This window comes from uncultured Methylobacterium sp., from assembly GCF_964244095.1.
In the GTDB taxonomy this organism is placed as follows: domain Bacteria; phylum Pseudomonadota; class Alphaproteobacteria; order Rhizobiales; family Beijerinckiaceae; genus Methylobacterium.
In genome coordinates this window covers 1-21,354 of the sequence record NZ_CAXTHR010000019.1, presented here as the reverse complement: position 1 = coordinate 21,354, position 21,354 = coordinate 1, and the positions used below count along the sequence as shown (strand labels likewise).

General features: G+C 71.5%; 19 protein-coding genes and 2 pseudogenes. 11 read left to right on the top strand and 10 right to left on the bottom strand.

Annotated features, from left to right (window positions below; genetic code table 11):
* Positions 1–198: 198 nt before the first annotated feature.
* Together ACFE86_RS05190 and ACFE86_RS05185 are read left to right on the top strand one after the other, a co-directional pair.
* Positions 199–1,152 (top strand): hypothetical protein, encoded by a 954-nt coding sequence (locus tag ACFE86_RS05190; RefSeq protein WP_375454256.1) that lies wholly within the window; start codon positions 199–201, stop codon positions 1,150–1,152.
* 159 nt (positions 1,153–1,311) lie between these two features.
* On the top strand, positions 1,312–2,265 hold the full coding sequence (locus ACFE86_RS05185; protein WP_375454255.1) for a D-2-hydroxyacid dehydrogenase family protein: 954 nt from the start codon (positions 1,312–1,314) through the stop codon (positions 2,263–2,265).
* A 97-nt stretch (positions 2,266–2,362) separates the two neighbouring features.
* Here the strand turns inward: ACFE86_RS05185 and ACFE86_RS05180 are convergent.
* The 4 genes and pseudogenes from ACFE86_RS05180 to ACFE86_RS05165 all read right to left on the bottom strand — a co-directional run.
* A pseudogene (locus ACFE86_RS05180) lies at positions 2,363–3,014 on the bottom strand (TRAP transporter large permease subunit); the annotation flags it as partial.
* Positions 3,004–3,674: pseudogene (locus ACFE86_RS05175) on the bottom strand (acyl-CoA dehydrogenase family protein); the annotation flags it as partial. The pseudogenes ACFE86_RS05175 and ACFE86_RS05180, both read right to left, overlap by 11 nt.
* A 33-nt stretch (positions 3,675–3,707) precedes the next feature.
* Complete coding sequence (locus ACFE86_RS05170) at positions 3,708–3,968, bottom strand: hypothetical protein (RefSeq protein WP_375454254.1); 261 nt, start codon at positions 3,966–3,968, stop codon at positions 3,708–3,710.
* Positions 3,969–4,014: 46 nt separating this feature from the next.
* Entirely contained in the window at positions 4,015–5,358 is a 1,344-nt protein-coding gene (locus ACFE86_RS05165; protein ID WP_375454253.1) for an Nramp family divalent metal transporter, read from the bottom strand.
* A gap of 248 nt (positions 5,359–5,606) precedes the next feature.
* Here ACFE86_RS05165 and mntR point away from each other — a divergent pair, with 248 nt between their 5' ends.
* Complete coding sequence (gene mntR, locus ACFE86_RS05160; protein ID WP_375454252.1) at positions 5,607–6,059, top strand: manganese-binding transcriptional regulator MntR; 453 nt, start codon at positions 5,607–5,609, stop codon at positions 6,057–6,059.
* A 62-nt stretch (positions 6,060–6,121) separates the two neighbouring features.
* On the opposite strand, the gene ACFE86_RS05155 is transcribed toward mntR, so the two are convergent.
* Complete coding sequence (locus tag ACFE86_RS05155; protein ID WP_375454251.1) at positions 6,122–6,565, bottom strand: DUF488 family protein; 444 nt, start codon at positions 6,563–6,565, stop codon at positions 6,122–6,124.
* Positions 6,566–6,810: 245 nt separating this feature from the next.
* Here ACFE86_RS05155 and ACFE86_RS05150 point away from each other — a divergent pair, with 245 nt between their 5' ends.
* The 4 genes from ACFE86_RS05150 (at position 6,811) to ACFE86_RS05135 (ending at position 13,308) form a co-directional block, all read left to right on the top strand.
* Positions 6,811–7,632 (top strand): GH25 family lysozyme, encoded by an 822-nt coding sequence (locus tag ACFE86_RS05150; protein ID WP_375454250.1) that lies wholly within the window; start codon positions 6,811–6,813, stop codon positions 7,630–7,632.
* A gap of 223 nt (positions 7,633–7,855) precedes the next feature.
* Positions 7,856–10,900 carry an excinuclease ABC subunit UvrA gene (gene uvrA, locus ACFE86_RS05145; protein WP_375454249.1) on the top strand — a complete coding sequence of 1,015 codons (3,045 nt, stop codon included), beginning with the start codon at positions 7,856–7,858 and terminating at the stop codon, positions 10,898–10,900.
* 506 nt (positions 10,901–11,406) lie between these two features.
* Positions 11,407–12,345 carry a transporter gene (locus tag ACFE86_RS05140; RefSeq protein ID WP_375454248.1) on the top strand — a complete coding sequence of 313 codons (939 nt, stop codon included), beginning with the start codon at positions 11,407–11,409 and terminating at the stop codon, positions 12,343–12,345.
* A 387-nt stretch (positions 12,346–12,732) separates the two neighbouring features.
* Positions 12,733–13,308, top strand: a complete 576-nt coding sequence (locus tag ACFE86_RS05135; RefSeq protein WP_375454247.1) for a fasciclin domain-containing protein — start codon at positions 12,733–12,735, stop codon at positions 13,306–13,308.
* A 132-nt stretch (positions 13,309–13,440) separates the two neighbouring features.
* Here the strand turns inward: ACFE86_RS05135 and ACFE86_RS05130 are convergent, their stop codons facing one another.
* The gene (locus ACFE86_RS05130; RefSeq protein ID WP_375454271.1) at positions 13,441–14,163 is read right to left on the bottom strand and encodes an anti-sigma factor domain-containing protein; all 723 of its coding nucleotides are present in this window, start codon (positions 14,161–14,163) and stop codon (positions 13,441–13,443) included.
* The gene (locus tag ACFE86_RS05125) at positions 14,142–14,693 is read right to left on the bottom strand and encodes a sigma-70 family RNA polymerase sigma factor (RefSeq protein WP_375454246.1); all 552 of its coding nucleotides are present in this window, start codon (positions 14,691–14,693) and stop codon (positions 14,142–14,144) included. Before ACFE86_RS05125 ends, ACFE86_RS05130 begins: the two co-directional genes overlap by 22 nt.
* Before the next feature lie 337 nt (positions 14,694–15,030).
* Here ACFE86_RS05125 and ACFE86_RS05120 point away from each other — a divergent pair, with 337 nt between their 5' ends.
* From ACFE86_RS05120 to ACFE86_RS05105, 4 genes are all read left to right on the top strand, one after another.
* Positions 15,031–16,005, top strand: coding sequence for a S1C family serine protease (locus ACFE86_RS05120; protein ID WP_375454245.1), 975 nt, complete (start codon positions 15,031–15,033; stop codon positions 16,003–16,005).
* 625 nt (positions 16,006–16,630) lie between these two features.
* Positions 16,631–16,777, top strand: coding sequence for a DUF1127 domain-containing protein (locus ACFE86_RS05115; protein WP_375454244.1), 147 nt, complete (start codon positions 16,631–16,633; stop codon positions 16,775–16,777).
* Positions 16,778–16,859: 82 nt separating this feature from the next.
* Positions 16,860–18,296: a methylenetetrahydrofolate--tRNA-(uracil(54)-C(5))-methyltransferase (FADH(2)-oxidizing) TrmFO gene (trmFO, locus tag ACFE86_RS05110; protein ID WP_375454243.1), complete on the top strand. Its 1,437-nt coding sequence runs from the start codon at positions 16,860–16,862 to the stop codon at positions 18,294–18,296.
* Positions 18,297–18,422: 126 nt separating this feature from the next.
* Positions 18,423–19,727, top strand: a complete 1,305-nt coding sequence (locus ACFE86_RS05105; protein ID WP_375454242.1) for an MFS transporter — start codon at positions 18,423–18,425, stop codon at positions 19,725–19,727.
* A 6-nt stretch (positions 19,728–19,733) separates the two neighbouring features.
* Here ACFE86_RS05105 and ACFE86_RS05100 read toward each other — a convergent pair whose 3' ends face one another.
* The 3 genes from ACFE86_RS05100 to ACFE86_RS05090 all read right to left on the bottom strand — a co-directional run.
* Positions 19,734–19,865 (bottom strand): hypothetical protein, encoded by a 132-nt coding sequence (locus ACFE86_RS05100; RefSeq protein ID WP_375454241.1) that lies wholly within the window; start codon positions 19,863–19,865, stop codon positions 19,734–19,736.
* A 61-nt stretch (positions 19,866–19,926) separates the two neighbouring features.
* Positions 19,927–20,457 carry a GNAT family N-acetyltransferase gene (locus ACFE86_RS05095; RefSeq protein WP_375454240.1) on the bottom strand — a complete coding sequence of 177 codons (531 nt, stop codon included), beginning with the start codon at positions 20,455–20,457 and terminating at the stop codon, positions 19,927–19,929.
* A gap of 235 nt (positions 20,458–20,692) precedes the next feature.
* Positions 20,693–21,354, bottom strand: a 662-nt coding sequence (locus ACFE86_RS05090) for a 2-oxo acid dehydrogenase subunit E2 (RefSeq protein WP_375454239.1), incomplete at its 5' end; no start/stop codon positions are given.

Genomic DNA, 21,354 nt, shown 5'->3' with positions numbered 1-21,354 from the left:
CCGGCGATCCGCAACCCTCGCGCATTCACGGCCACGGCGCGGCATGCCGGGCCGGCGGACACCCCGCTGCCCGGCGCGATCTCGATCCGACGCCGAACGGGATGCAGGCTCCCGGACGCTCGCGCCCGCGTGCCCCGTCCGACGGGCGCGGCGCGGACGGCCGTCGCCATCGCCGATGCGCCGTGGCAGGATCGGGCGATGAGACCACGCCTCCTCCGCACGATGGCCGCCGCCGGCCTCTGCCTCGCCGCAGCGACCGCTCCGGTTCGTGCGGAGGACGGCCCCGGAATCGATTGGCCCGAGCCGAACGGCAGCCTCGCGCTCCGGCGTCCGTTCGGCGGCTCCGAGATCGTCCTGCGGATCTCCTCGCGGAACGCGGGCGCCGTCGACAGCCTGACCTGGGGCGGCACCGAGTTCCTCAACGGCTTCGACCACGGCCGCGAACTGCAATCGGCCGCCGCGTTCGACAATTACGGCGAATGCCACAACCCCACCGAGGCGGGCAGCGCGGCCGACGGCGCGGGCGCCCGCAGCACCAGCCTCCTGACGGGCCTGCGCCGCGGGCGGGCGTGGCTCGAGACCGAGACGCGAATGGCGTGGTGGCTCGGGCCGGGACAGGCGTCGCCCGGCTGCCCCCGCGGCCCCGGGCCGCAGACCGGCGCGCTGTCCGACCACACCCTGCGCAAGCGCGTCGCGATCGGCCTGCCGGGCATTCCGAACGCGATCGAGGTGCAGGCGAGCTTCGACCTGCCCCGGCCCTACGCATCCGCGACCTTCGAGGTGCTGACCGCCTACATGCCGCCCGGCTTCTCGCGGTTCTGGACCTTCGAGCCGCGGAGCCGCACCCTGGCGCCGCTCTCGCACGAGGCCGGCGAGCAGGGCCTGCCGGTGATCCTCGCCACGCCCGACGGGGCCTACGCCATGGGCGTCTGGAGCCCCGGCCTGCCGCAGCCCGGCCTGCCGAACCTCGGCTACGGCCGGTTCGATTTCGCCACGGTGCCCGGCGCCGGCAACGCCACGGTGAAGTGGAACTGCGTGTTTCGCGAAGAGGCCCCGGCCGCCGGCCCGCACGGCTATGCCTGCTACGCGGTGATCGGCACGCTGGCCGACGTTCAGGCCGGCCTCGCGGCGTTGGCCGACGGTCCTCCGTAGGCGGGCGGCGCCGGCGCCACCAGAGCGTTTTCCATGATCCGAGGATCGTGGAAAACGCTCCAGCCCGGGCTCTGCCAGGGTGTTGTCCAGCGCGGTGGCTGGCCGCGCCGATCAAGGCCGCCGGGCCCGCGCCGGCCTGAACACGACACGGAGCGACCGATGCCGACCTGTGCGATCCTCGACGATTACCAGGGCGTCTCGACGAGCCTGGCGGACTGGTCCCCGGTGGGCGACGCCGTCGTGCTGCGCCCGTTCCGAGAGCGTTTCGAGACGCAGGACGCCCTCGTTGCGGCGATCGCCGATTGCGAGATCGTGGTGATCATGCGCGAGCGCACGCCGTTCCCCGCCTCCCTGTTCGCGCGCCTGCCGCGGCTGAGGCTGCTGGTCACCTCGGGCATGCGCAACGCCGCCATCGACCTCGCGGCGGCGAAAGCCCACGGGGTGACGGTCTGCGGCACCGCGAGCGCGTCCGAGCCGCCGGTGGAACTCACCTGGGCGCTGATCCTGGCGCTCGCCCGCCGCGTCGTGCCGGAGGCGAACGCGCTCCGGGCGGGCGGCTGGCAGTCGACGGTGGGCGCCGACCTCGCCGGGCGCCGCCTCGGGCTGCTGGGCCTCGGCCGGATCGGCGCCCGCGTCGCCCGCATCGGGCTGGCCTTCGGCATGGAGGTCTCGGCCTGGAGCGCGAACCTCACCCCCGAGCGCGCGGCCGCGGAGGGCGTCGCGCTCAGCCCGTCGAAGGCGGCCCTGCTCGCCGACAGCGACGTGGTCTCGATCCACCTCGTGCTGGCTGAGCGCACCCGCGGGCTGATCGACGCCGCGGCGCTCGCGCTGATGCGGCCCCACGCCCTGCTGATCAACACCGCGCGGGCGGCGATCGTCGACGAGGCGGCCCTGCAGGCCGCGCTCGCCGAGGGCCGTATCGGCGGGGCGGGCCTCGACGTGTTCGAGACCGAGCCGCTGCCGGCGGATTCGCCCTGGCGCAGCCTGCCGAACCTGCTGGCGCTGCCCCATCTCGGCTACGCCACGCAGGCCAACTACCGCACCTATTTCTCGGAAGCCGTCGCCGACATCCGTGCTTTCCTCGACGGAAAGCCGGTGCGGGTGATCGGGTGACGCATCCCTGCCCGCGCGGAACCCCGGACCGCCCGCGGGACGCGGACCGGCGGGAACGGCCGGGAGCGCCGGCGCGGGGGCGGCCGGCTCCTCGCGCTCACATCGCCCCGAGCATGCGGGGCAGCCACAGCGAGAGCGCCGGCCAGTAGGTCACCAGCACAAGGAAGCCGGGCATGGCCAGCAGCCACGGCAGCACCGCGACGGTGAGTTCGCCGATGCCCATCTGCGCGATGCCGCTCGCTACGTAGAGGTTGAGCCCCACCGGCGGGTGGCACAGGCCGACCGCCATGTTCACCGCCATGATGATCCCGAAATGGATCGGGTCGATCCCGAGCTTGACCGCGATCGGGAACAGGATCGGCGCCATGATGCAAGGGGATCGAGGACGGCTCCATCACGTTGCCGGCCACGAGCAGGAACACCAGCGGGCTGAAGTCCTTGGCGATCAGCCACGCCGCCATCGTCTGCGGGATGTTCTCCGAGGTCATCAGGAATGAGAACAGAACCGCGTTGGTGATGATGTAGAGCAGCATCGCGCTCATGTTGGCCGAGGCGAGCAGCACGCGGGGCACGTCGGAGAGCTTCAGGTCCCGGTAGACGAACACCGCGATGACGACGGCGTAGCCGGCGGCCGTCGCCGCCGCCTCGGTGGGCGTGAAGACGCCGGCGCAGATCCCGCCGATCACCATGACGATGAGCAGCAGGCCCCACAGGCTCTCGCGGAACGCGCGCAGGCGCTCCATCCAGGTTCTCGGCCGGCACGCGCAGGTCGTCGAAGAACACTTCCGTCGTGGCGTGCTTCATCATCGTGCGGATCGGGCGGATGGTGAGGCCGCGGCCCAGGGCCTCGCGCAGGTCGACGAGCAGCACCGAGAGCCCGTCGGTGCGCCTCATGGCCCTCCGTATGCGCGGTGGTGCGGGCGAGCAGCAGCATCAGGTCGGAATGCTCGCCCCGGCTCGTCCAGATCTTCTGGCCGTTGACGACGTAGTGGTCGCCATCGCGCCGTGCCGTCGTCTTCAGGGCGCTCGTGTCGGTGCCGCTCGTCGGCTCGGTGACGCCGAAGGCCTGGAGCTGCAGGCGCCCTGCCGCGAGCTCGGGCAGGGATGTGCGCCTTCTGCGCCTCGGAGCCGTGCCGCAGCAGCGTGCCCATCGTGTACATCTGCGCGTGGCAGGCGCCGCCGTTGCAGCCGGCGCGCTGGACCTCCTCCAGGATCGCGGCGGCCGAGAGCGGCAGGCCGGCGCCGCCGTACTCCTCCGGGATCAAGACCGAGAGGTAGCCGCTCTCGCTCAGCGCCCCGACGAAGTCCGTCGGGTAGGCCATCCCGCGGTCGAGCGCCCGCCAGTACGGCCCGGGAAACCGGGCGCAGAGCCGGGCCACCGCCGCGCGGATGGCCTGGTAGGTCTCCATCGCGCGTTCCTCTCCGGCTCGATGCGCCGACGGTTAGGGCGTGCGGCCCTGGAATTCCGCGCGGATGCGCGCGCCGTGCTCGCCGAGCGCCGGCACGGCGCCGAGCGGACGGATCGCGCCGTCGATCCGCGCGGGCGGGGCGACGAGGCTGGCCGGCCCCTCCGGCGTCGCCACGGTGGTGCGCACGAGCGCCGGATGGGCCGCGAGGTCGGCCACCGCGTTGATGAAGCCGAAGGCGGTGCCGGCCGCCTTCCGCCGCGCGGTCGCGGCATCGCGGGTCAGGCCCGAGAACACGGCGGCGATCCGGGCATCGACCGCGATCGCGCGACGGCCCCGGCGGTCAGTCGGCCGCCAGCCCCGGCACCGGCACGCCGAAGGCCTGGGCGAGCAGCACCGCGTTGAGGCACAGCACGATGCCCGCGCCGGCGAGCGCGGCGCCTTGCGTCGCCCGTCCGTTGGCGAAGGCGCCCATCAGGTCGGGGCGGCGGGTGAACAGCACCAGCGCGATCATCGGCACGGGCAGGGCCAGCGACAGAACCACCTGGGACAGCACCAGCGCACGGGTCGGGTCGATGCCCACCGCGACCACGGCGAAGGCCGGCAGCATGGTCGCCAGCCGCCGCACGATCAGCGGGATGCGCCACCCGGTGAAACCCTGCATCACCATCTGCCCGGCCATCGTCCCGACGACGGACGACGAGACGCCGGACGCGATCAGCGAGACCAGGAAGGCGCCGGCCGCCGCGGGCCCGAGGAGCGGCGTCAGCGTCCGGTAGGCCTCGCCGATCTCGGCGACCTCGCTGTGGCCGAGGTGGAAGGCCGCCGCCGCCATGATCACCATCGCGATGTTGACCATCCCGGCGAGCGCCAGCGCCACCACCACCTCGCGGTTGGAGTAGCGCACCAGCAGGCGCCGGTCGGCGTCGCTCTTCGCCGCGCCGCGCCCCTGGGTCAGGCCCGAATGCAGGAACAGCGCGTGCGGCATCACCGTCGCGCCGATGATGCCCACCGCGATGGTGAGCGCCTCAGCATCCGGAATCTTCGGCGTCACCAGCCCCCGGGCGGCGTCGCCCCAAGCGATCGGCGCGATGAACAGTTCGACCGCGTAGCAGAGCCCGATGGTCGCCACCATCGTGCCGATGACGATCTCCATCCAGCGGAAGCCCCCGCGCTCCAGCAGCAGGATTCCGTAGGTGACGATCCCGGTGACGACCATGCCGGCAAACAGCGGCATGCCGGTGAGCAACGACAGGCCGATCGCCCCGCCGAGGAACTCGGCCAGGTCGGTGGCCATCGCGGCGAGTTCGCTCACCCCCCACATCGCGAGCCGCACCGGCTTGGCGAACTCGTCGCGGCACAGTTCGGCGAGGTTGCGGCCGGTGACGATGCCGAGCTTGGCCGAGAGCGCCTGGAACAGCATCGCCACGAGGTTGGCGGTGAGCACCACCCAGAGCAGGCCGTAGCCGTACTTGGCGCCGGCCTGGATGTTCGTCGCGAAGTTGCCGGGGTCCATGTAGGCGATCGACGCCATCACGGCGGGGCCCGTGAATAGCAGGAAGCGCCCGCGGCCCCCGCGCCCGTCGAGCGCGTCGCGGATGCCCCGCTCCGTGCGGCGGCTCAGGGTCTCGCGCGCCGGGGCGCCCGTGCGGCCGCCGGCGCGGCCCGCGGCGATGTGCTGATCCATGGACGTCGCCGAATCCTTCACGGCCGAACCCTGCCCGGCCGAATCTTGCAAGGCCGAATCTTGCAAGGCCGAATCCTGCACGGCCCGACGCCGCGCCTCGTATAGCCGGAGCTATAAAGATGCGCCTGGGCTCAAGGTCAAGTCCATTTCTTCGCCGTCGCCGGGGCTCCCCTTCGGCGCCGCTTTTGCTAAACAGGCGGTCCGCGCCGCGGCCGACCGGCGCGGCCGAGGGGGAGAGAGCCGGCACCATGCAGGATCCGTCACGGTCCGAGCCCGCGCTCATCGATCCGGAGGTCCATGTCGAGAGCTTCCGGCAGGCGCGCGAGGCGCGCCGCTCCGAACTCGTCGAGGATTACGTCGAGCTGATCGCCGACCTGATCGGCGACGGCGGCGAGGCGCGGCAGGTCGACATTGCCGCCCGCCTCGGCGTGGCGCAGCCCACCGTCGCCAAGATGCTCAAGCGCCTCGCCGACGACGGCCTCGTGCAGCAGCGCCCCTATCGCGGCGTGTTCCTCACCGATTCCGGCCGGGCGCTCGCCGACCACGCGCGCGAGCGCCACCGCATCGTCGAGCGGTTCCTGTGCGCGCTCGGCGTCAGCCCGGAGACCGCGCGGCGCGACGCCGAGGGCATCGAGCACCACGTCAGCGGCGAGACGCTGGAGGCATTCCGGCGCTTCGCCGAGGGCCGGCCCGACGCGTGAGCCGCGTCGCCTGCGGCCGGGGCCGTCCGGACGCGCCCCGTCGCGGGACGCCGGAGGCCGGCTCAACCGAACAGGTCGCGCGTGGTGAAGCCGCGCGCTTCCAGGCGCTCGGCCAGCACCCGCCGGTGGCAGCGCGCCGGGTCGCGCTCGAAGCACAGCAGGCAGGTCGGTGCCGCCTCGGCCATGCGGGCGAGGTCGTCGAGGGCCAGTCCGCCGTCGGCGGTGTCGAGCACCTCCTCGCAGTAGATCCTGCGCATCAGCGCGGCGTCGTGGCCGCGCGCGGCCTCGCGGCCGGCCTTCGGCGTGCCGAGGCCGCGCAGGTGCGCGTAGGCGAGGCCCGCCGCCTCGACGTTCGCCTTGAGCGCGCCCTTCGAGAAGCCGCGCTTGCGCGAGTTGGCCACCGCCCGCACGTCGGCGAGCACGCCGCACTCCGCATCCCGCAAGGCAGCCGTGAGCCTCTCCGGATCGAGGCCTTCGTAACCTATGGTGAACAGGACCTTACTCAAACCGTGCCCTCCGAAGAAGCGAGGCGGCACCGCCACTTGGCCGTATCCTCCGCCCCCGTGCGCGGGCGGCCGCCTGCGCTCATGTGCCGTCGCCGCAACGGGTTCCGGAATTCCGCCGCATTGACGGCAAAGCTCTGTTAACCGCGCCGGGGCCATCGAAGAGCTCTGTTGTGGCGCTTCACCAGACGGCGGGCCGGGCATCGATGGCGCTGAGGAATGGTCTCCCCGGGAAGCCGGCCGCCCCGATGCCGGCTGGTGCACGCGGCCTCGCGAAGCGGGCCCTCGCGGCGGCGCTGACGGCGAGCCTCGCCGCCTGCGCGGCCAGCACCGACTTCTACCCGACCAACGGCGATGCCAAGCCCCATCCGGGCGTCGCCCGGGCCAAGAGCCACCCGATCCAGGGCATCGATATCTCGAAATGGCAGGGCCCGGTCGACTGGGCCTCGGTGCGCACCGCCGGCACGCAATTCGCCTACATCAAGGCGACGGAGGGCGGCGACCACGTCGACGAGCGGTTCCGCGACAACTGGGACGCGGCCGGCCGGGCCGGCGTGCCGCGGGGCGCCTACCACTTCGTGTTCTGGTGCCGGTCGGCGCGCGAGCAGATGGACTGGTTCAAGAAGAACGTTCCCAACGACCCGAGCGCCCTGCCCCCCGTCCTCGACGTGGAGTGGAACGGCCACTCGCAGACCTGCCCGAAGAAGCTGCCCAAGGCCCAGGCGCTGGCGATGACGACGTACATGCTGGAGGAGATGGAGCGGTACACCGGCAAGCGGCCGATCATCTACACCGACATCACCTTCCACAAGGACGTGCTGGAGGGCGAGCTTCCGGACTACCCGCACTGGCTGCGATCCACCGCGGCCGAGCCGGAGCAACGCTTCTCCAACCGCAAGTGGATGCTGTGGCAGTTCACCTCCACCGGCCGGGTGCCGGGGGTGCGCGGCGACGTCGACCGCAACGCCTTCTACGGCACCCCGGCCGAGTGGGCCTCGTTCCTCTCGACCGACTGCGACCCGCGCGAGCACGGGCGCCTGGCCGAGCAGGGCCTCTGCACCGGCAAATAAGCCGCAACGGCAAGCAGGCTGCATCGGTCACGGGCCCGTCGCCACGGCCTCTGGGTTGCCAGCGTACTTGTTCAGTTCTAGCAGACGGCGGGTATGCCGGGCCTGCGTCTTGCCTGTCGCCTCTTGTCCGCCGGCCTCGGGCGGACGACATGGCTCGGCGCGGCGGTGCTTCTCGTGATCGCCGAGCCCTGCCCGCGCCGACGCCTCGAAAGACCGCCGCTCCATGGCCAAAGCCGCCGCCGCCGGGAAGACCGCCGGACCGATCGCGACGAAGCCCGCCCCCGCGCGCGCCGCGGCCGCGCGGAGGGCCGCCGCGGTCGAGGCCGGCGCGGACGCCAAGCTCGAAGCCCTGTTCGACGCGGCCGAGCCCACGGCGCGCGACCGCCGGGTGATCGCGGTGCGCGGCGCGCGCGAGCACAACCTCAAGAACGTCGACCTGACGATCCCGCGCGACAAGCTCGTGGTGTTCACCGGGCTGTCGGGCTCAGGCAAGTCGTCGCTGGCCTTCGACACGATCTATGCGGAGGGCCAGCGCCGCTACGTCGAATCGCTCTCGGCCTACGCTCGCCAGTTCCTGGAGATGATGGCCAAGCCCGACGTCGACCAGATCGACGGGTTGTCGCCCGCGATCTCGATCGAGCAGAAGACGACGTCCAAGAACCCGCGCTCCACGGTCGGCACCGTCACCGAGATCTACGACTACATGCGCCTGCTGTGGGCGCGGGTCGGCATCCCGTACTCGCCCGCCACGGGCCTGCCGATCGAGAGCCAGACCGTCCAGCAGATGGTCGACCGGGTGCTGGCGCTGCCGGAGAAGAGCCGGCTCTACCTGCTGGCGCCGGTGGTGCGCGGGCGCAAGGGCGAGTACCGCAAGGAGATCGCCGAGTTCCAGAAGAAGGGCTTCCAGCGCCTGCGGATCGACGGGGACTACCACCCGATCGACGATTGCCCGAAGCTCGACAAGAAGCTCAAGCACGACATCGACGTGGTGGTCGACCGCATCGTGGTGCGCGCCGACATCGCCGCCCGGCTCGCCGACTCGTTCGAGACGGCGCTGGAGCTTGCCGACGGCATCGCCGTGGTCGAGTTCGCCGACACCCCCGAGGGCGAGGCGCGCGAGCCGATCACCTTCTCCTCGCGCTTCGCCTGCCCGGTCTCGGGCTTCACCATCGCCGAGATCGAGCCGCGGCTGTTCTCGTTCAACAACCCGTTCGGGGCGTGCCCGACCTGCGGCGGCATCGGCCACGAGATGCGGATCGACGCCGAACTGGTGATCTCCGATCCCGCGCTCAGCCTGAAGCGCGGCGCGGTCGGGCCGTGGGCGAAGTCGACCTCGCCGTACTACGGGCAGACCCTCGACGCGCTCGCCCGGCATTACGGCTTCAAGACCACCGTGCCCTGGGGGCAGTTGCCCGAATCGGCCCGCGCGATCGTCCTCTACGGCTCGGGCAGGCAATCGATCCGCTTCGACTACGACGACGGCCTGCGCGCCTACGCGGTCAACAAGCCGTTCGAGGGCGTGATCCCGAACCTGGAGCGGCGCTACAAGGAGACCGAGAGCGACGCCGCCCGCGACGACATCGGCCGCTTCATGAGCGAGACGCCGTGCGCGGCCTGCGCCGGCAAGCGGCTGAAGCCCGAGGCGCTCGCCGTCAAGGTCGCGCTGGCGGATATAGGGTCGGTCACCGCGCTGTCGGTCAGCGAGGCGCACCGCTGGTTCTCGGACCTGCCGGGCAAGCTCACGGACAAGCAGAACGAGATCGCGGTGCGCATCCTCAAGGAGATCCGCGACCGGCTGTCGTTCCTCGTCGACGTCGGGCTCGAATACCTGACGCTTGCCCGCGGCGCGGGCACGCTCTCGGGGGGCGAGAGCCAGCGCATCCGGCTCGCCTCGCAGATCGGCTCGGGGCTCACGGGCGTGCTCTACGTGCTCGACGAGCCCTCGATCGGCCTGCACCAGCGCGACAACGAGCGCCTGCTCGGCACGCTCAAGCGCCTGCGCGATCTGGGCAACTCGGTGATCGTGGTCGAGCACGACGAGGACGCGATCCTGAGCGCCGACTACGTGGTCGACGTCGGCCCCGGCGCGGGCATCCACGGGGGCAGGATCATCGCCCAGGGCACCCCCGCCGAAGTGCTGGCCCACCCGGATTCGCTCACCGCGAAGTACCTGACCGGGGCGATGTCGGTGCGCACGCCCGCCGTCCGGCGCAAGGGCCGCAAGGGCAAGCTCGGGGTGTTCGGCGCACGCGGCAACAACCTCAAGGACGTTGACATCGCGATCCCGCTCGGCACCTTCACCTGCGTCACCGGGGTCTCGGGCGGGGGCAAGTCCACGCTCATCATCGACACGCTGTACAAGGCGGTGGCCAAGCGCCTGAACGGCGCGCTCGAGCACCCGGCCCCGTTCGAGCGGCTGGAGGGGCTGGAGCACCTCGACAAGGTCATCGACATCGACCAGTCGCCGATCGGGCGCACGCCGCGCTCGAACCCGGCGACCTACACGGGTGCCTTCACGCCGATCCGCGACTGGTTCGCGGGCCTGCCCGAGGCCAAGGCGCGCGGCTACCAGCCGGGGCGGTTCTCGTTCAACGTCAAGGGCGGGCGCTGCGAGGCGTGCTCGGGCGACGGCGTCATCAAGATCGAGATGCACTTCCTGCCCGACGTCTACGTCACCTGCGACGTGTGCAAGGGCAAGCGTTACGACCGCGAGACGCTGGAGGTGCGCTACCGCGGAAAATCCATCGCCGACGTGCTCGACATGACGGTGGAGGAGGCCGCCGACCTGTTCAAGGCGGTGCCCGCGATCCGCGAGAAGATGGAGACGCTGGCCCGCGTCGGGCTCGACTACGTCCACGTCGGCCAGCAGGCGACGACGCTCTCCGGGGGCGAGGCGCAGCGAGTGAAGCTCTCCAAGGAGCTGTCGAAGCGCGCCACCGGCCGCACCCTCTACATCCTCGACGAGCCGACCACCGGCCTGCACTTCCACGATGTCGCCAAGCTCATGGAGGTGCTGCACGAACTGGTCGATCAGGGCAACACCGTGGTGGTGATCGAGCACAACCTCGAGGTCATCAAGACCGCCGACTGGGTGATCGACATGGGGCCGGAGGGCGGCGACGGCGGCGGCCGGGTGGTCGCCGAAGGCACGCCCGAGCAGATCGCCGCCTCGAAGGCGAGCCACACCGGCCGCTTCCTGCGCGACGTGCTCGCCCGCCGTCCGGCGCCGGCGGCTCGGGCCTCCGCCCGGCGGGCGGCGGCCGAGTAGAAGGCGCCTAACCGGTGGAGCGGGCCTGTCTGTGGCCGGGTCCCGCCGTCGAATCGCCAAGCCGGCTTCGCGACCCGGCGGCGCCGAGGGACATATGCGCCGCCGGCGACGTCATCGCGACCGGCCCGAGGCCCGCGCGCGCCTGCCGGGCTGCCGATCCGTCCCGCCCGCCTTGCCGGAAGTACCCACGGAGCAGCCCCGGCCAACGGCCTGAACCGGATGCGTTATCTTGCCGGACGGCGTGCTTCCGGGCCTGCCGTTCCGATCGGCACGCCCGCGCTGAAATGCGGCTTTTGCGCAACGCTCCGCCCGCCACTGTCCAGATACGAGGCATTCCGCTGTCTTTAGGATGCGCTCTGTAGAATAATTGCCGGCGTTGAGACACGGGCCGGCTTCGGAGGAGGCCTTTCGTGCACCGCGCACGGGAGCCGCGCAGACGGCGGACCGGCAAAGTAGTGCAGAGATCGCAGGCCGAAGACCGGAAATCCTTGGGAAGGAACGGGAACATGATCAAGAACTGGCTTGCCGCGGGTGCGGTCGCGCTCACCGCCGGCATGACGTCCACGGTTCAGGCCGCCTCCGTCACCCAGCCCGGCGAGCAGGTCGGCCTCGCCTACGGGCCGCTGCCGGAAGGCGTCTACGCCATCGACACCTTCAGCATCGGCCGGGCGGATGCCCGCAACAGCGCCGATGTCGGCGTCAACGTTCCGATCCTGGTCTGGTCGACCGGCTACAAGGTGTTCGGCGCGACGCTGATGCCGGTCATTGCCGTGCCGTCGGTGTTCGTGAACACCAACAACCCGGCGCCGCTGCCGAACGCCAACGTCAGCATCCTCTACAATCCCTTCATCGGAAACATCTTCGCGTTCGATCTCGGCAACAAGATCAGCGCCGCCTACCTGGTCGGCGCCTATGTCGGCGTCGGCGACCGCGGCTCCATCCTCGGCGCGACCCCGGTGCTGCCGCAGCTCGCGTCCAGCTCGATCCGCAACACCTTCGCCGCCTCCTATACCGGCGATGGCTACAACCTCACCGCGTCGTTCACCCACGTCTTCATGGTCGACGACGCCGCCCGCTTCGGCGGCCCGGTCGGCGCCGCCCTCGGCCCGATCGGCAACGCCGACGGCGTCTACCTCGACCTCACAGCGACCAAGACCTTCGGCAAATTCGAGATCGGCGCCGTGGCCTTCGGCTACACCGACCTGACGGTCAACACGCGCAACCCGATCTATGCCAACTATCAGCGCGCCGGCCAGTTCGCGGTCGGCGGCCTGGTCGGCTACGATTTCGGGCCGTTCAAGACCCAGATCTTCGTGACCCGCGAAGTCGCCAACCGCGCCGGCCCGCTGGCCGAGGAGACCCGCGGCTGGTTCCGCGTCATCGCGCCGCTCTACACGGCTCAGGCCGCGGCGGCCGCGCCGCTCCCGCTGATGCGCAAGTACTGAAGTCCGGACAGGGCGCGGCCCGTCACGGGCCGCCCCGTCTGATCCGATCCGGGAACCGCCCGGCCCGACAGGGCCGGGCGGTTTTTTCGTGCTCCGCGCCGGTCCACGGCGAGGCGGCCGCCCGCTTGTTTCTCGCATCGCACGAAGATCGGGCGCCAAGGCCCTGCAACAGAACGAGATTTTCCAAAATTTGCTTCGCCGCGCAGGAGCCGCGGGGCGTTCCCGGCCTGCCGGTGGGTCGTCGCGCGCCTGTCCACGACGGGGCCGGGCGAGACCGCATCCCGGCGCCGTCCTGCCGGCGCCGTCCTGTGAAACCTTTCCCGCGGGCGTCCCGTAGACAGGCGCGTTGCCCCGCTCGACGGGGCCGTCGAACGGTCAGGAAATGCCATGCAGTCCCTCTTCAGCACCCGTCCCGCCACGTCACGCTTCGCCGCCCTCGCCCTCGCCCTCGCGGTCGGTGCCGCGCCGGTCGCGGCCCAGGCCAAGAACCCGATGGTCGGCGGCGCGCCGATGTATGCCAACAAGACCATCGTCGAGAACGCGGTCAACTCGAAGGACCACACCACGCTGGTCGCCGCGGTGAAGGCCGCCGGCCTCGTCGACACCCTGTCGGGCCCCGGCCCGTTCACGGTGTTCGCGCCCACCAACGCCGCCTTCGGCAAGCTCCCGGCCGGCACCGTCGAGACGCTGGTGAAGCCCGAGAACAAGGCCACGCTCACCAAGATCCTGACCTACCACGTCGTCCCCGGCGTCTACACCGCCAAGGCGCTGGTGGCCGAGGTCAAGAAGGGCGGCGGCGAGGCCCAGCTCAAGACCGTCGAGGGCGATCCCCTCGTGGTCACGACCAAGGGCAAGAAGGTCTACGTCACCGACGCCAAGGGCGGCACCGCCACCGTCACCGTCGCCAACGTGATGCAGTCAAACGGCGTCATCCACGTGATCAACGGCGTGCTGCAGCCCTGATCCGTTCGTGATCGCCGCGGTCCGGGCCCCTCCCCGGACGGCGGCGCGGAAGAAGACCCCGGGCCTCGCGGTCCGGGGTCTTCTTCATGTGTGCAGGAGGGAGGGCGAAGGCGGCAATGCCGGCGGCGATCCTCACTCCGGGATCAGCTTGCCCGTGTAGATCACCGCTCCGGTCGGTGCGCCGCTCGGCGATCCGCCGGGGGGCTCGACCGACACGGCCAGCACGCCGTCGGACGCGGTGCCCGCGGGCAGGGCGACCTGCGTCGCCGCCGCGCCGACGAGGCCCAGCGTCCTCGGGGCCGCGCCGGTGCCGACGTACCAGAGTTCCAGGCTCCTGCCGGCCGGCGCCTCGGCCCCGACCGGGCGCACCTGCGCCGTGCCGGACGCGGTGTCGACCCGCACCACCATCGCCGGCAGGGCGCCCCCGCTCTGCACCACCGCGAGGTAGCGCGTCCCCGGCGCCGTCCGCTCGGGCCGTCCGCCCACGGCGACGAACAGGGCGAGGCCGGCGGCGAGCAGCCCGGCGCCGGCCGTCGCGAGGCGCCAGCGCCGCACCTGCGCGCCCAGCCGGATCACGCGGCGGTCGTCCGCCGCCGTGCCGGTGCGCGACGGCAGGGCGCGGGCGATCCTGGCCCAGACCTGCTCCGGCGGCGCCCCGGACGGCGCGGTCAGCGCAAGCGGCGCGAGCCGCCCCTCCCATTCGGCGACCGCGCGCGCGGTCGCCGGATCGACGGCGCGCTCCAGCGCGAACGCTGCCCGTTCCTCGGCCGGGAGCGAGCCGAGCACGTACTCGGCGGCCCGCAGGTCGCGCTCCAGGCTCTCCGGTCCCGTGCTCACGGCCCCTCCTCCAGGCAGCCCTTCAGGGCCCCGAGTGAGCGGTGCAGCCAGGTCTTGATGGTGTTCACGGGACGGTCGTAGCGCCGGGCCAGCTCCTCGCGGGACCAGCCCTCGCAATAGGCCAGCACGACGCAGGCGCGTTGCACGGCATCGAGGCGCGCGAGGCAGGCCGCGAGCGCGTCGCGGCCGACGATCGCCGCCTCGGTGTCGTGGGGGTCGATGAGCCGTTCCACCCAGTCCTCGCCGTCCTCGCGCACCGGCCCCTGGACCTCGCCCTTGCGGCGGACCCCATCGATCGCCCGGTTGCGCGCGACGGCGCAGAGCCACGTCATCGGCCGGCCGGATTCCGGAGCGTAGGAGCCTGCCGCCTGCCAGACGCGGAGATACACGTCCTGAAGCACATCCTCGGCCACGCTTCGGTCGCGCTGGATACGCAGGATCACCCCGTAAAGTTTCGGGGCCGTCAGGTCGTAGAGCGCGCGCAGCGCCTGCTCGTCGCCGGCGGCGACCGCGCGCAGGAGAGCGTGCAAGGTGGCGTCGTCGCGCACGGATCGGTCCCCGTCCCACCGGCCGGTCCTCTCGCCGCATCGCGATCGGGCGGGACCGTTGCGGCAAGGACTAGCGTATTCTGGCGTGAAGAGAAGACGTGCCGGCCCGTCGTGCCCAGGTTCGCGGCGCCGCGCGGCAGCCACGGGCGTCGCCGGCATCGTCGTGGGCGGCCGGCTCCGGTGGCGGGCGTCCGCGGCGCCCTGCCGGGGTGTCGGCGGCGGCGGCGGCGTCCTATCTCCCGGAACGGGCACGCGTCTCGCGTTCCCCGGCATCCGACCGGCCCGTGGCTTCGAGACCGGGGCGCGCAAGACGGACATCGCGAAGGATCGACGCGGCATGGCCTCGCAGGGCGACTGGAAGATCCCGGCTTCGACGCAGCCGAAGCCCGGCGATTACGGCTACGACCTCGACCGCGCGCTGGCTGCGATGGTCCAGCTCTCCGCCCGCGTGCCGGCCGGGGCCTTCACCGCCGAGACGCTCGGCACCGAGCGCGCCGGCAACGGCGTGGTGATCGGCGAGGACGGGCTGGTGCTCACCATCGGCTACCTCGTCACCGAGGCCGAGAGCGTGTGGCTCACCACCAACGACGGCCGCTCGGTCCCCGGCCACGTGATGGGCTTCGATGCCGCCACCGGCTTCGGCCTCGTCCAGGCGCTCGGGCCGCTGGGCGTACCCGCGCTGAAGCTCGGCACCTCCGGCACCCTGAAGATCGGCGACCGGGCGGTGATGGCCGGCGCCGGCGGGCGCCAACGCTGCGTCGCCGCGCAGATCGTCGCGCGGCAGGAATTTGCCGGCTACTGGGAATACGTCCTCGACGAGGCGCTGTTCACCGCCCCCTCGCACCCGAACTGGGGCGGCACGGCGCTGATCGGGCCGGAGGGCGACCTGCTCGGCATCGGCTCGCTCCAGCTCCAGCAGGGCGGCACGTCGGGCCCGCGGGCGATCAACATGGTGGTGCCGATCGACCTGTTGCCGCCGATCCTCGACGACCTGACATCGCGCGGCCGCGCCAACCGCCCGGCCCGGCCCTGGCTCGGCCTCTACGCCACCGAGAGCGAGGACGGCGTCGTGGTGATGGGGCTCGCCGACGGCGGTCCCGCCGAGGCCGCGGACCTGCGCGCGGGCGACGTGGTCGAGGCGGTGGCCGGCGAGCCGGTGGCGGATCTGGCCGACTTCTTCCGCAGCGTCTGGGCGCTCGGCGAGGCGGGGGTGCGCGTGCCGCTGACCATCCGCCGCGACGGCCGCAAAATGAAGCCGACCCTGACCTCGGGCGACCGCGAGCGGTTCCTGATGAGCCCGCCGCTGCATTGACGGCGGGGGCGGCGCCGCGTCGCCGGCGCGGCTTCCCACACGGACGACGGCGGCGCGATCGACTCCCGCCACGCGAACCCCTGCCGCGAATGCCGCCCGCCCGTTTGCGGCGCCGACGCCGATGTCCACAGCTCTCGACGCGATCGGATGACGCGCGGGTCCCCTGCCCTTTCCGCCAATCGCCCAAGTCGTTCGGACGCCCCGCTTGCGGGGCTGACGCCACTGCCTGCCGCACCGCAAACGCCGCCCCACACACCACGCGGCGGCGTACTTCGTCGTGGAGCCAAGGATCATCCGAGACGATGCGCGGTCGATCGCGTGCGTTTTGTCACGGAGCACGATCGTCAGCCATCGATCCGGCCGACCCGGAAGATGAATCGTCACCCCAATACCGTGCCGACCGTCGCGTGATCGGATCGAGGGGGCTTGGTGTCTCGCAGCGCCGCAAAAACAGGCTCGCGCAATCCTTGCCAAATCCTTGTGCGTTTCATGCCGAACTCGCATGGCAGATCAGCCGGCAGGCCTCTGCCGCCGCGATGCAACAGGTTTATATATGCATTGCACCAACAAGAGGCAGGCGGTGCCCAAGCGGTCGTCACCGCCTGCCTAAACAAAGGTCAATGTCATGTCCGCCGCCCGTAGCGTCCTGAACCGGTTCCGCGCTTATCTCCGTTACCGCGAGACCGTTACCGAGTTGTCCCGCCTGTCCGACCGCGATCTTGCCGATCTCGGCATCAACCGCTTCGAGATCCAGGACATCGCCCGCGGCTGATCCCGTCATCGCCCGCGGCTGATCGGCTCGCGGACCCGGTCGACCCGTTGCCTCGGGCGGTCCGGGTCCGGTATTCCGGGCCATGTCCAGCCCTAACACCACCATCCACGTCGTCGGCGGCGGCCTTGCCGGCTCGGAAGCCGCGTGGCAGATCGCCGAGGCCGGCCATCGCGCCGTGCTGCACGAGATGCGCCCGGTGCGCGGCACCGAGGCGCATCACGGCGAGAGCCTGGCCGAACTCGTCTGCTCCAACTCGTTCCGCTCCGACGATCCGAACGGCAATGCCGTCGGCCTGCTGCACCAGGAGATGCGCACCCTCAACGCGCTGATCCTGCGGGCGGCCGACGCGCATCAGGTGCCGGCCGGCGGCGCCCTCGCGGTCGACCGCGACGGGTTCGCGGCCGCCGTCACCGCGGCGCTCGAAGCGCACCCGAACGTCACGATCGTGCGCGAGGAGGTCGCCGGCCTGCCGCCGGAGGAATGGGGGCCGTGCATCGTCGCCACCGGCCCGCTCACCGCGCCGGCTTTGGCCGACGCGATCCGCGACATCACCGGCGCCGACGCGCTCGCCTTCTTCGATGCCATCGCCCCGATCGTCCACCGCGACTCGATCGATATGGGCAAGGCGTGGTTCCAGTCGCGCTACGACAAGGTCGGCCCCGGCGGGACGGGCGCCGACTACATCAACTGCCCGATGGACCGCGCGCAGTACGACGCCTTCATCCGGGCGCTGGTCGCGGGCGACAAGATCGGCTTCAAGGATTGGGAGGCCGCCACGCCCTACTTCGACGGCTGCCTGCCGATCGAGGTGATGGCCGAGCGCGGCCCCGAGACCCTGCGCCACGGCCCGATGAAGCCGGTCGGCCTCACCAACCCGCACGACCCGACGGTGAAGGCCTGCGCCATCGTCCAGCTCCGCCAGGACAACGCGCTCGGCACGCTCTACAACATGGTCGGCTTCCAGACCAAGCTGACCTATTCCGAGCAGGTGCGCGTCTTCCGCACGATCCCCGGCCTGGAGAACGCCGAGTTCGCGCGCCTCGGGGGGCTCCACCGCAACACCTACCTCGACAGCCCGCGGCTGCTCGACGCGCGCCTGCGTCTGAAGGTTCGCCCGAGCCTTCGCTTCGCCGGCCAGATCACCGGCTGCGAGGGCTACGTCGAGAGCGCGGCCATCGGCCTGATGGCCGGGCGCTTCGCGGTGGCCGAGGCCGAGGGGCGCTGGCTCGCCCCGCTGCCCCGGACCACGGCGCTCGGCGCGCTCATCGCCCACATCACCGGCGGCCACCTGTCGGAGGATGCGTCCGAGGAGCCAACCAGGCCGCGCTCGTTCCAGCCGATGAACGTCAATTTCGGACTGTTCCCGCCGCTCGCCGCGATGCCGCGCACCGAAGCCGGCAAGCGCCTGCGCGGGCCGGAGAAGGCGGTGCTCAAGCGACAGGCGCTCACCGACCGGGCGCGGGCGGACCTATCAGCATGGATCGCGCGCGCCGCGCCGCAGGCCGCGGCGGCCGAATAGCGCGTTCGGCACGTTCGGGCTCCTGCAAAAATCCAGCGCCCGCGAAATCTTCGCTTGAGCCTCGGGCCTTCCCGGCGAACACTGCCTGCGCAGTCGATGACGCCGGATGTGGCGCGAGGAGTGGCCGTGGCGGGTGCAGATGAAAAATCCTCCGGGTCGAAGCTCGGGGCGGTGCTGCGCGTCACCAGCGGCAACTTCCTGGAGATGTTCGATTTCTTCCTGTTCGGCTTCTACGCGACCTCCATCGCGCGGGCCTTCTTCCCGGCGGGCGACGAATTCGCCTCCCTGATGCTGACGTTCATGACCTTCGGGGCCGGCTTCCTGATGCGGCCGCTCGGCGCGGTGCTGCTCGGCGCCTATGTCGACCGCGTCGGGCGCCGCAAGGGCCTGATCACGACGCTGGCGATCATGGCGGCCGGCACCGTGCTGATCGCCTTCGTGCCGGGCTACGCGACCATCGGGCTCGCGGCGCCGGCGCTGGTGCTGATCGGGCGCCTGCTCCAGGGCTTCTCCGCCGGCGTCGAACTCGGCGGGGTCTCGGTCTACCTCTCGGAGCTGGCGACGCCCGGGCGCAAGGGCTTCTACGTCTCCTGGCAATCGGGCAGCCAGCAGGTGGCGATCATGGCCGCCGCCGCGATCGGCTACGGGCTCAACCACGCGCTGATGCCGGCGCAGATGTCGGACTGGGGCTGGCGGGTGCCGTTCTTCATCGGCTGCGCCCTGGTGCCGTTCCTGTTCTACATCCGCACTTCGCTGGAGGAGACCAAGGCCTTCGCCGAGCGCAAGCACCGCCCGGAGGCAGCCGAGATCTTCCGCACGCTGGCGCTGAACTGGCGGATCGTGCTGCTCGGCATGCTGATGGTCGCGATGACCACGATCACGTTCTACACGATCACCGTCTACACGCCGACCTTCGGCAAGAGCGTCCTGAAGCTCACCGACACCGACAGCCTGCTCGTCACCTTCTGCGTCGCGGTCTCGAACTTGGTCTGGCTGCCGGTGATGGGCGCGCTCTCCGACCGCATCGGGCGCAAGCCGCTCCTGATCCTGTTCTCGGCGCTGACGCTCGTCACCGCCTACCCGGCGCTGACCTGGCTCGTCGGCCATGTCAGCTTCGGGGCGATGCTCGGCGTGCTGCTGTGGTTCTCCTTCCTCTACGGCAGCTACAACGGCGCCATGGTGGTGGCGCTGACCGAGGTCGTGCCGGTGGCGGTCCGCACCGCCGGCTTCTCGCTCGCCTATTCGCTGGCCACCGCGCTCTTCGGCGGCATGACGCCGCTGGTGGCCACGTGGCTGATCGAGGCCACCGGCGACAAGGCCGCGCCCGGCCTGTGGATGTCCCTCGGCGGCGCCTGCGGGCTCTTCGCGACGCTGGTGATCTACCGCCGGCGCGGGGCGGTGCATGCCGGCTCGCCGATTCCAGCGCGCTGAGATCCGTCAGTCGCGCTGCGGCGGTTCGCTCGGATATCGCTTGTCGAGCCGGATGGAAGCGAGCTTGAGCCCGGACAGGCCGCCGACGATGAGGATCACGGCCAGGGCGGCGATCTGAAGGGAGACGGTCGTGCCCATCATTCCTCGCTGCGCATGAGGCGGATCGTGGCACGCTTGCGATCACGGTCGTCGGCCACCGTCAAACCGCCCGCAACGCCAGCAGACGCCGGCCCGGCCGGTGGCCTTCCTCGCCGGTGTCGTGGAACCCGAGCTTGCGCAGCAGGCCCCAGGAGGCGACGTTGCCGGGGCGGCATTCGGCGACGATCGTGCGGCGCGGGAAACGGCGCGACAGCAGCGTGACGATGCCCGAAACCCCCTCCGTCGCGATGCCGCAGCCGCGGGCCGCCCCGCCGACCCAGTAGCCGATCTCGACCGCGTCCGTGCCGCGCAGGTGCGTGCCGACGACGCCGACGAGGCCGCGCCCCTCGCGTCGCCATGCGCCGAAGAAGCGGTCCTCGCCCCGCCGCCCGGAGCGGATCAGGTTGCGGGCATCCGCCAGGGTGAAGGGCGCCGGCAGGAAATCGACCGCGCCGGTGATCGCCGGGTCGTCGGTCAGCGCCCGGAGGGCTTCGGCCTCGGCCGCCACCAGGGGGCGAAGCGACAGGCGCGCGGTGTCGAGGCCCGACAGGTCGGCGAGACTGTCCCGGCGCAGGCGGCGGAAGATGTGCATCACGGCGCCGGATGTGGGGCGGCGGCCCCCGTTGCGGAAGGACGCCCCGGCCTCGTCATCCGCGATCGGCCCGACGCGCAGCCCCGGCCGATGCCGGGTCGGATCGATCAGGCCGGATTCGGTCTCGCCGAGGCCCGGCCCCGGATCGGGGCGCCGAAGGCAGCCGGCGTGGTCCCGGCGATGAGCGATGGGTCGGACGCGGCGCGAAGCCGAGACGGCATCGCGGCGGATGCGTTCACACCAGCATCGCCATCGGGCTCTCGATCAGGCCCTTGAACGCCGAGATCAGCTCGGCGCCGAGCGCGCCGTCGAGGACGCGGTGATCGCAGGAGAGGGTTGCGGTCATCACCTGCGCCACCGCCGGGGCGCCGTCCCTGACGACGACGCGCGTCTCGCCGGCGCCGACCGCCAGGATCGAGGATTGCGGCGGGTTGATCACCGCGGTGAAGTGCTTGATGCCGAACATGCCGAGGTTCGACACCGCGGTGACGCCGCCCTGGTACTCCTCGGGCTTGAGCTTCTTCGCCCGGGCGCGGGCGGCGAAATCCTTCATCTCGTTGGAGATGGTCGACAGCCTCTTCTCGTCGGCCCTGCGGATGACCGGCGTGAACAGGCCGCCGTCGATCGCCACCGCGACGCCGACCTCCGCGTGGCGGAAGCGCAGCACCCGGTCCTCGGCCCAGACGGCGTTGGCCATCGGCACCCGCACGAGCGCCAGCCCCATCGCCTTGATGATGAAGTCGTTGACCGAGAGCTTGAACAGCGGCTTGCCGTCCTTGTCCTTGGCCGCGCTGCCGTTGAGTTGCTCGCGCAAGCCCATCAGCGCGTCGATCTCGCAATCGACCGTCAGGTAGAAGTGCGGCGCCACCTGCATCGCCTCGGTCAGCCGCTTGGCGA

Bases quoted from the DNA above. Each gene is read 5' to 3' on its own strand.
- ACFE86_RS05140 (WP_375454248.1), top strand. From the start codon at position 11,407: ATGATCAAGAACTGGCTTGCCGCGGGTGCGGTCGCGCTCACCGCCGGC.
- uvrA (WP_375454249.1), top strand. From the start codon at position 7,856: ATGGCCAAAGCCGCCGCCGCCGGGAAGACCGCCGGACCGATCGCGACG.
- ACFE86_RS05120 (WP_375454245.1), top strand. From the start codon at position 15,031: ATGGCCTCGCAGGGCGACTGGAAGATCCCGGCTTCGACGCAGCCGAAG.
- ACFE86_RS05095 (WP_375454240.1), bottom strand. From the start codon at position 20,457: ATGCACATCTTCCGCCGCCTGCGCCGGGACAGTCTCGCCGACCTGTCG.
- ACFE86_RS05185 (WP_375454255.1), top strand. From the start codon at position 1,312: ATGCCGACCTGTGCGATCCTCGACGATTACCAGGGCGTCTCGACGAGC.
- trmFO (WP_375454243.1), top strand. From the start codon at position 16,860: ATGTCCAGCCCTAACACCACCATCCACGTCGTCGGCGGCGGCCTTGCC.
- ACFE86_RS05165 (WP_375454253.1), bottom strand. From the start codon at position 5,358: ATGGATCAGCACATCGCCGCGGGCCGCGCCGGCGGCCGCACGGGCGCC.
- mntR (WP_375454252.1), top strand. From the start codon at position 5,607: ATGCAGGATCCGTCACGGTCCGAGCCCGCGCTCATCGATCCGGAGGTC.
- ACFE86_RS05115 (WP_375454244.1), top strand. From the start codon at position 16,631: ATGTCCGCCGCCCGTAGCGTCCTGAACCGGTTCCGCGCTTATCTCCGT.
- ACFE86_RS05135 (WP_375454247.1), top strand. From the start codon at position 12,733: ATGCAGTCCCTCTTCAGCACCCGTCCCGCCACGTCACGCTTCGCCGCC.
- ACFE86_RS05100 (WP_375454241.1), bottom strand. From the start codon at position 19,865: ATGGGCACGACCGTCTCCCTTCAGATCGCCGCCCTGGCCGTGATCCTC.
- ACFE86_RS05190 (WP_375454256.1), top strand. From the start codon at position 199: ATGAGACCACGCCTCCTCCGCACGATGGCCGCCGCCGGCCTCTGCCTC.
- ACFE86_RS05150 (WP_375454250.1), top strand. From the start codon at position 6,811: ATGCCGGCTGGTGCACGCGGCCTCGCGAAGCGGGCCCTCGCGGCGGCG.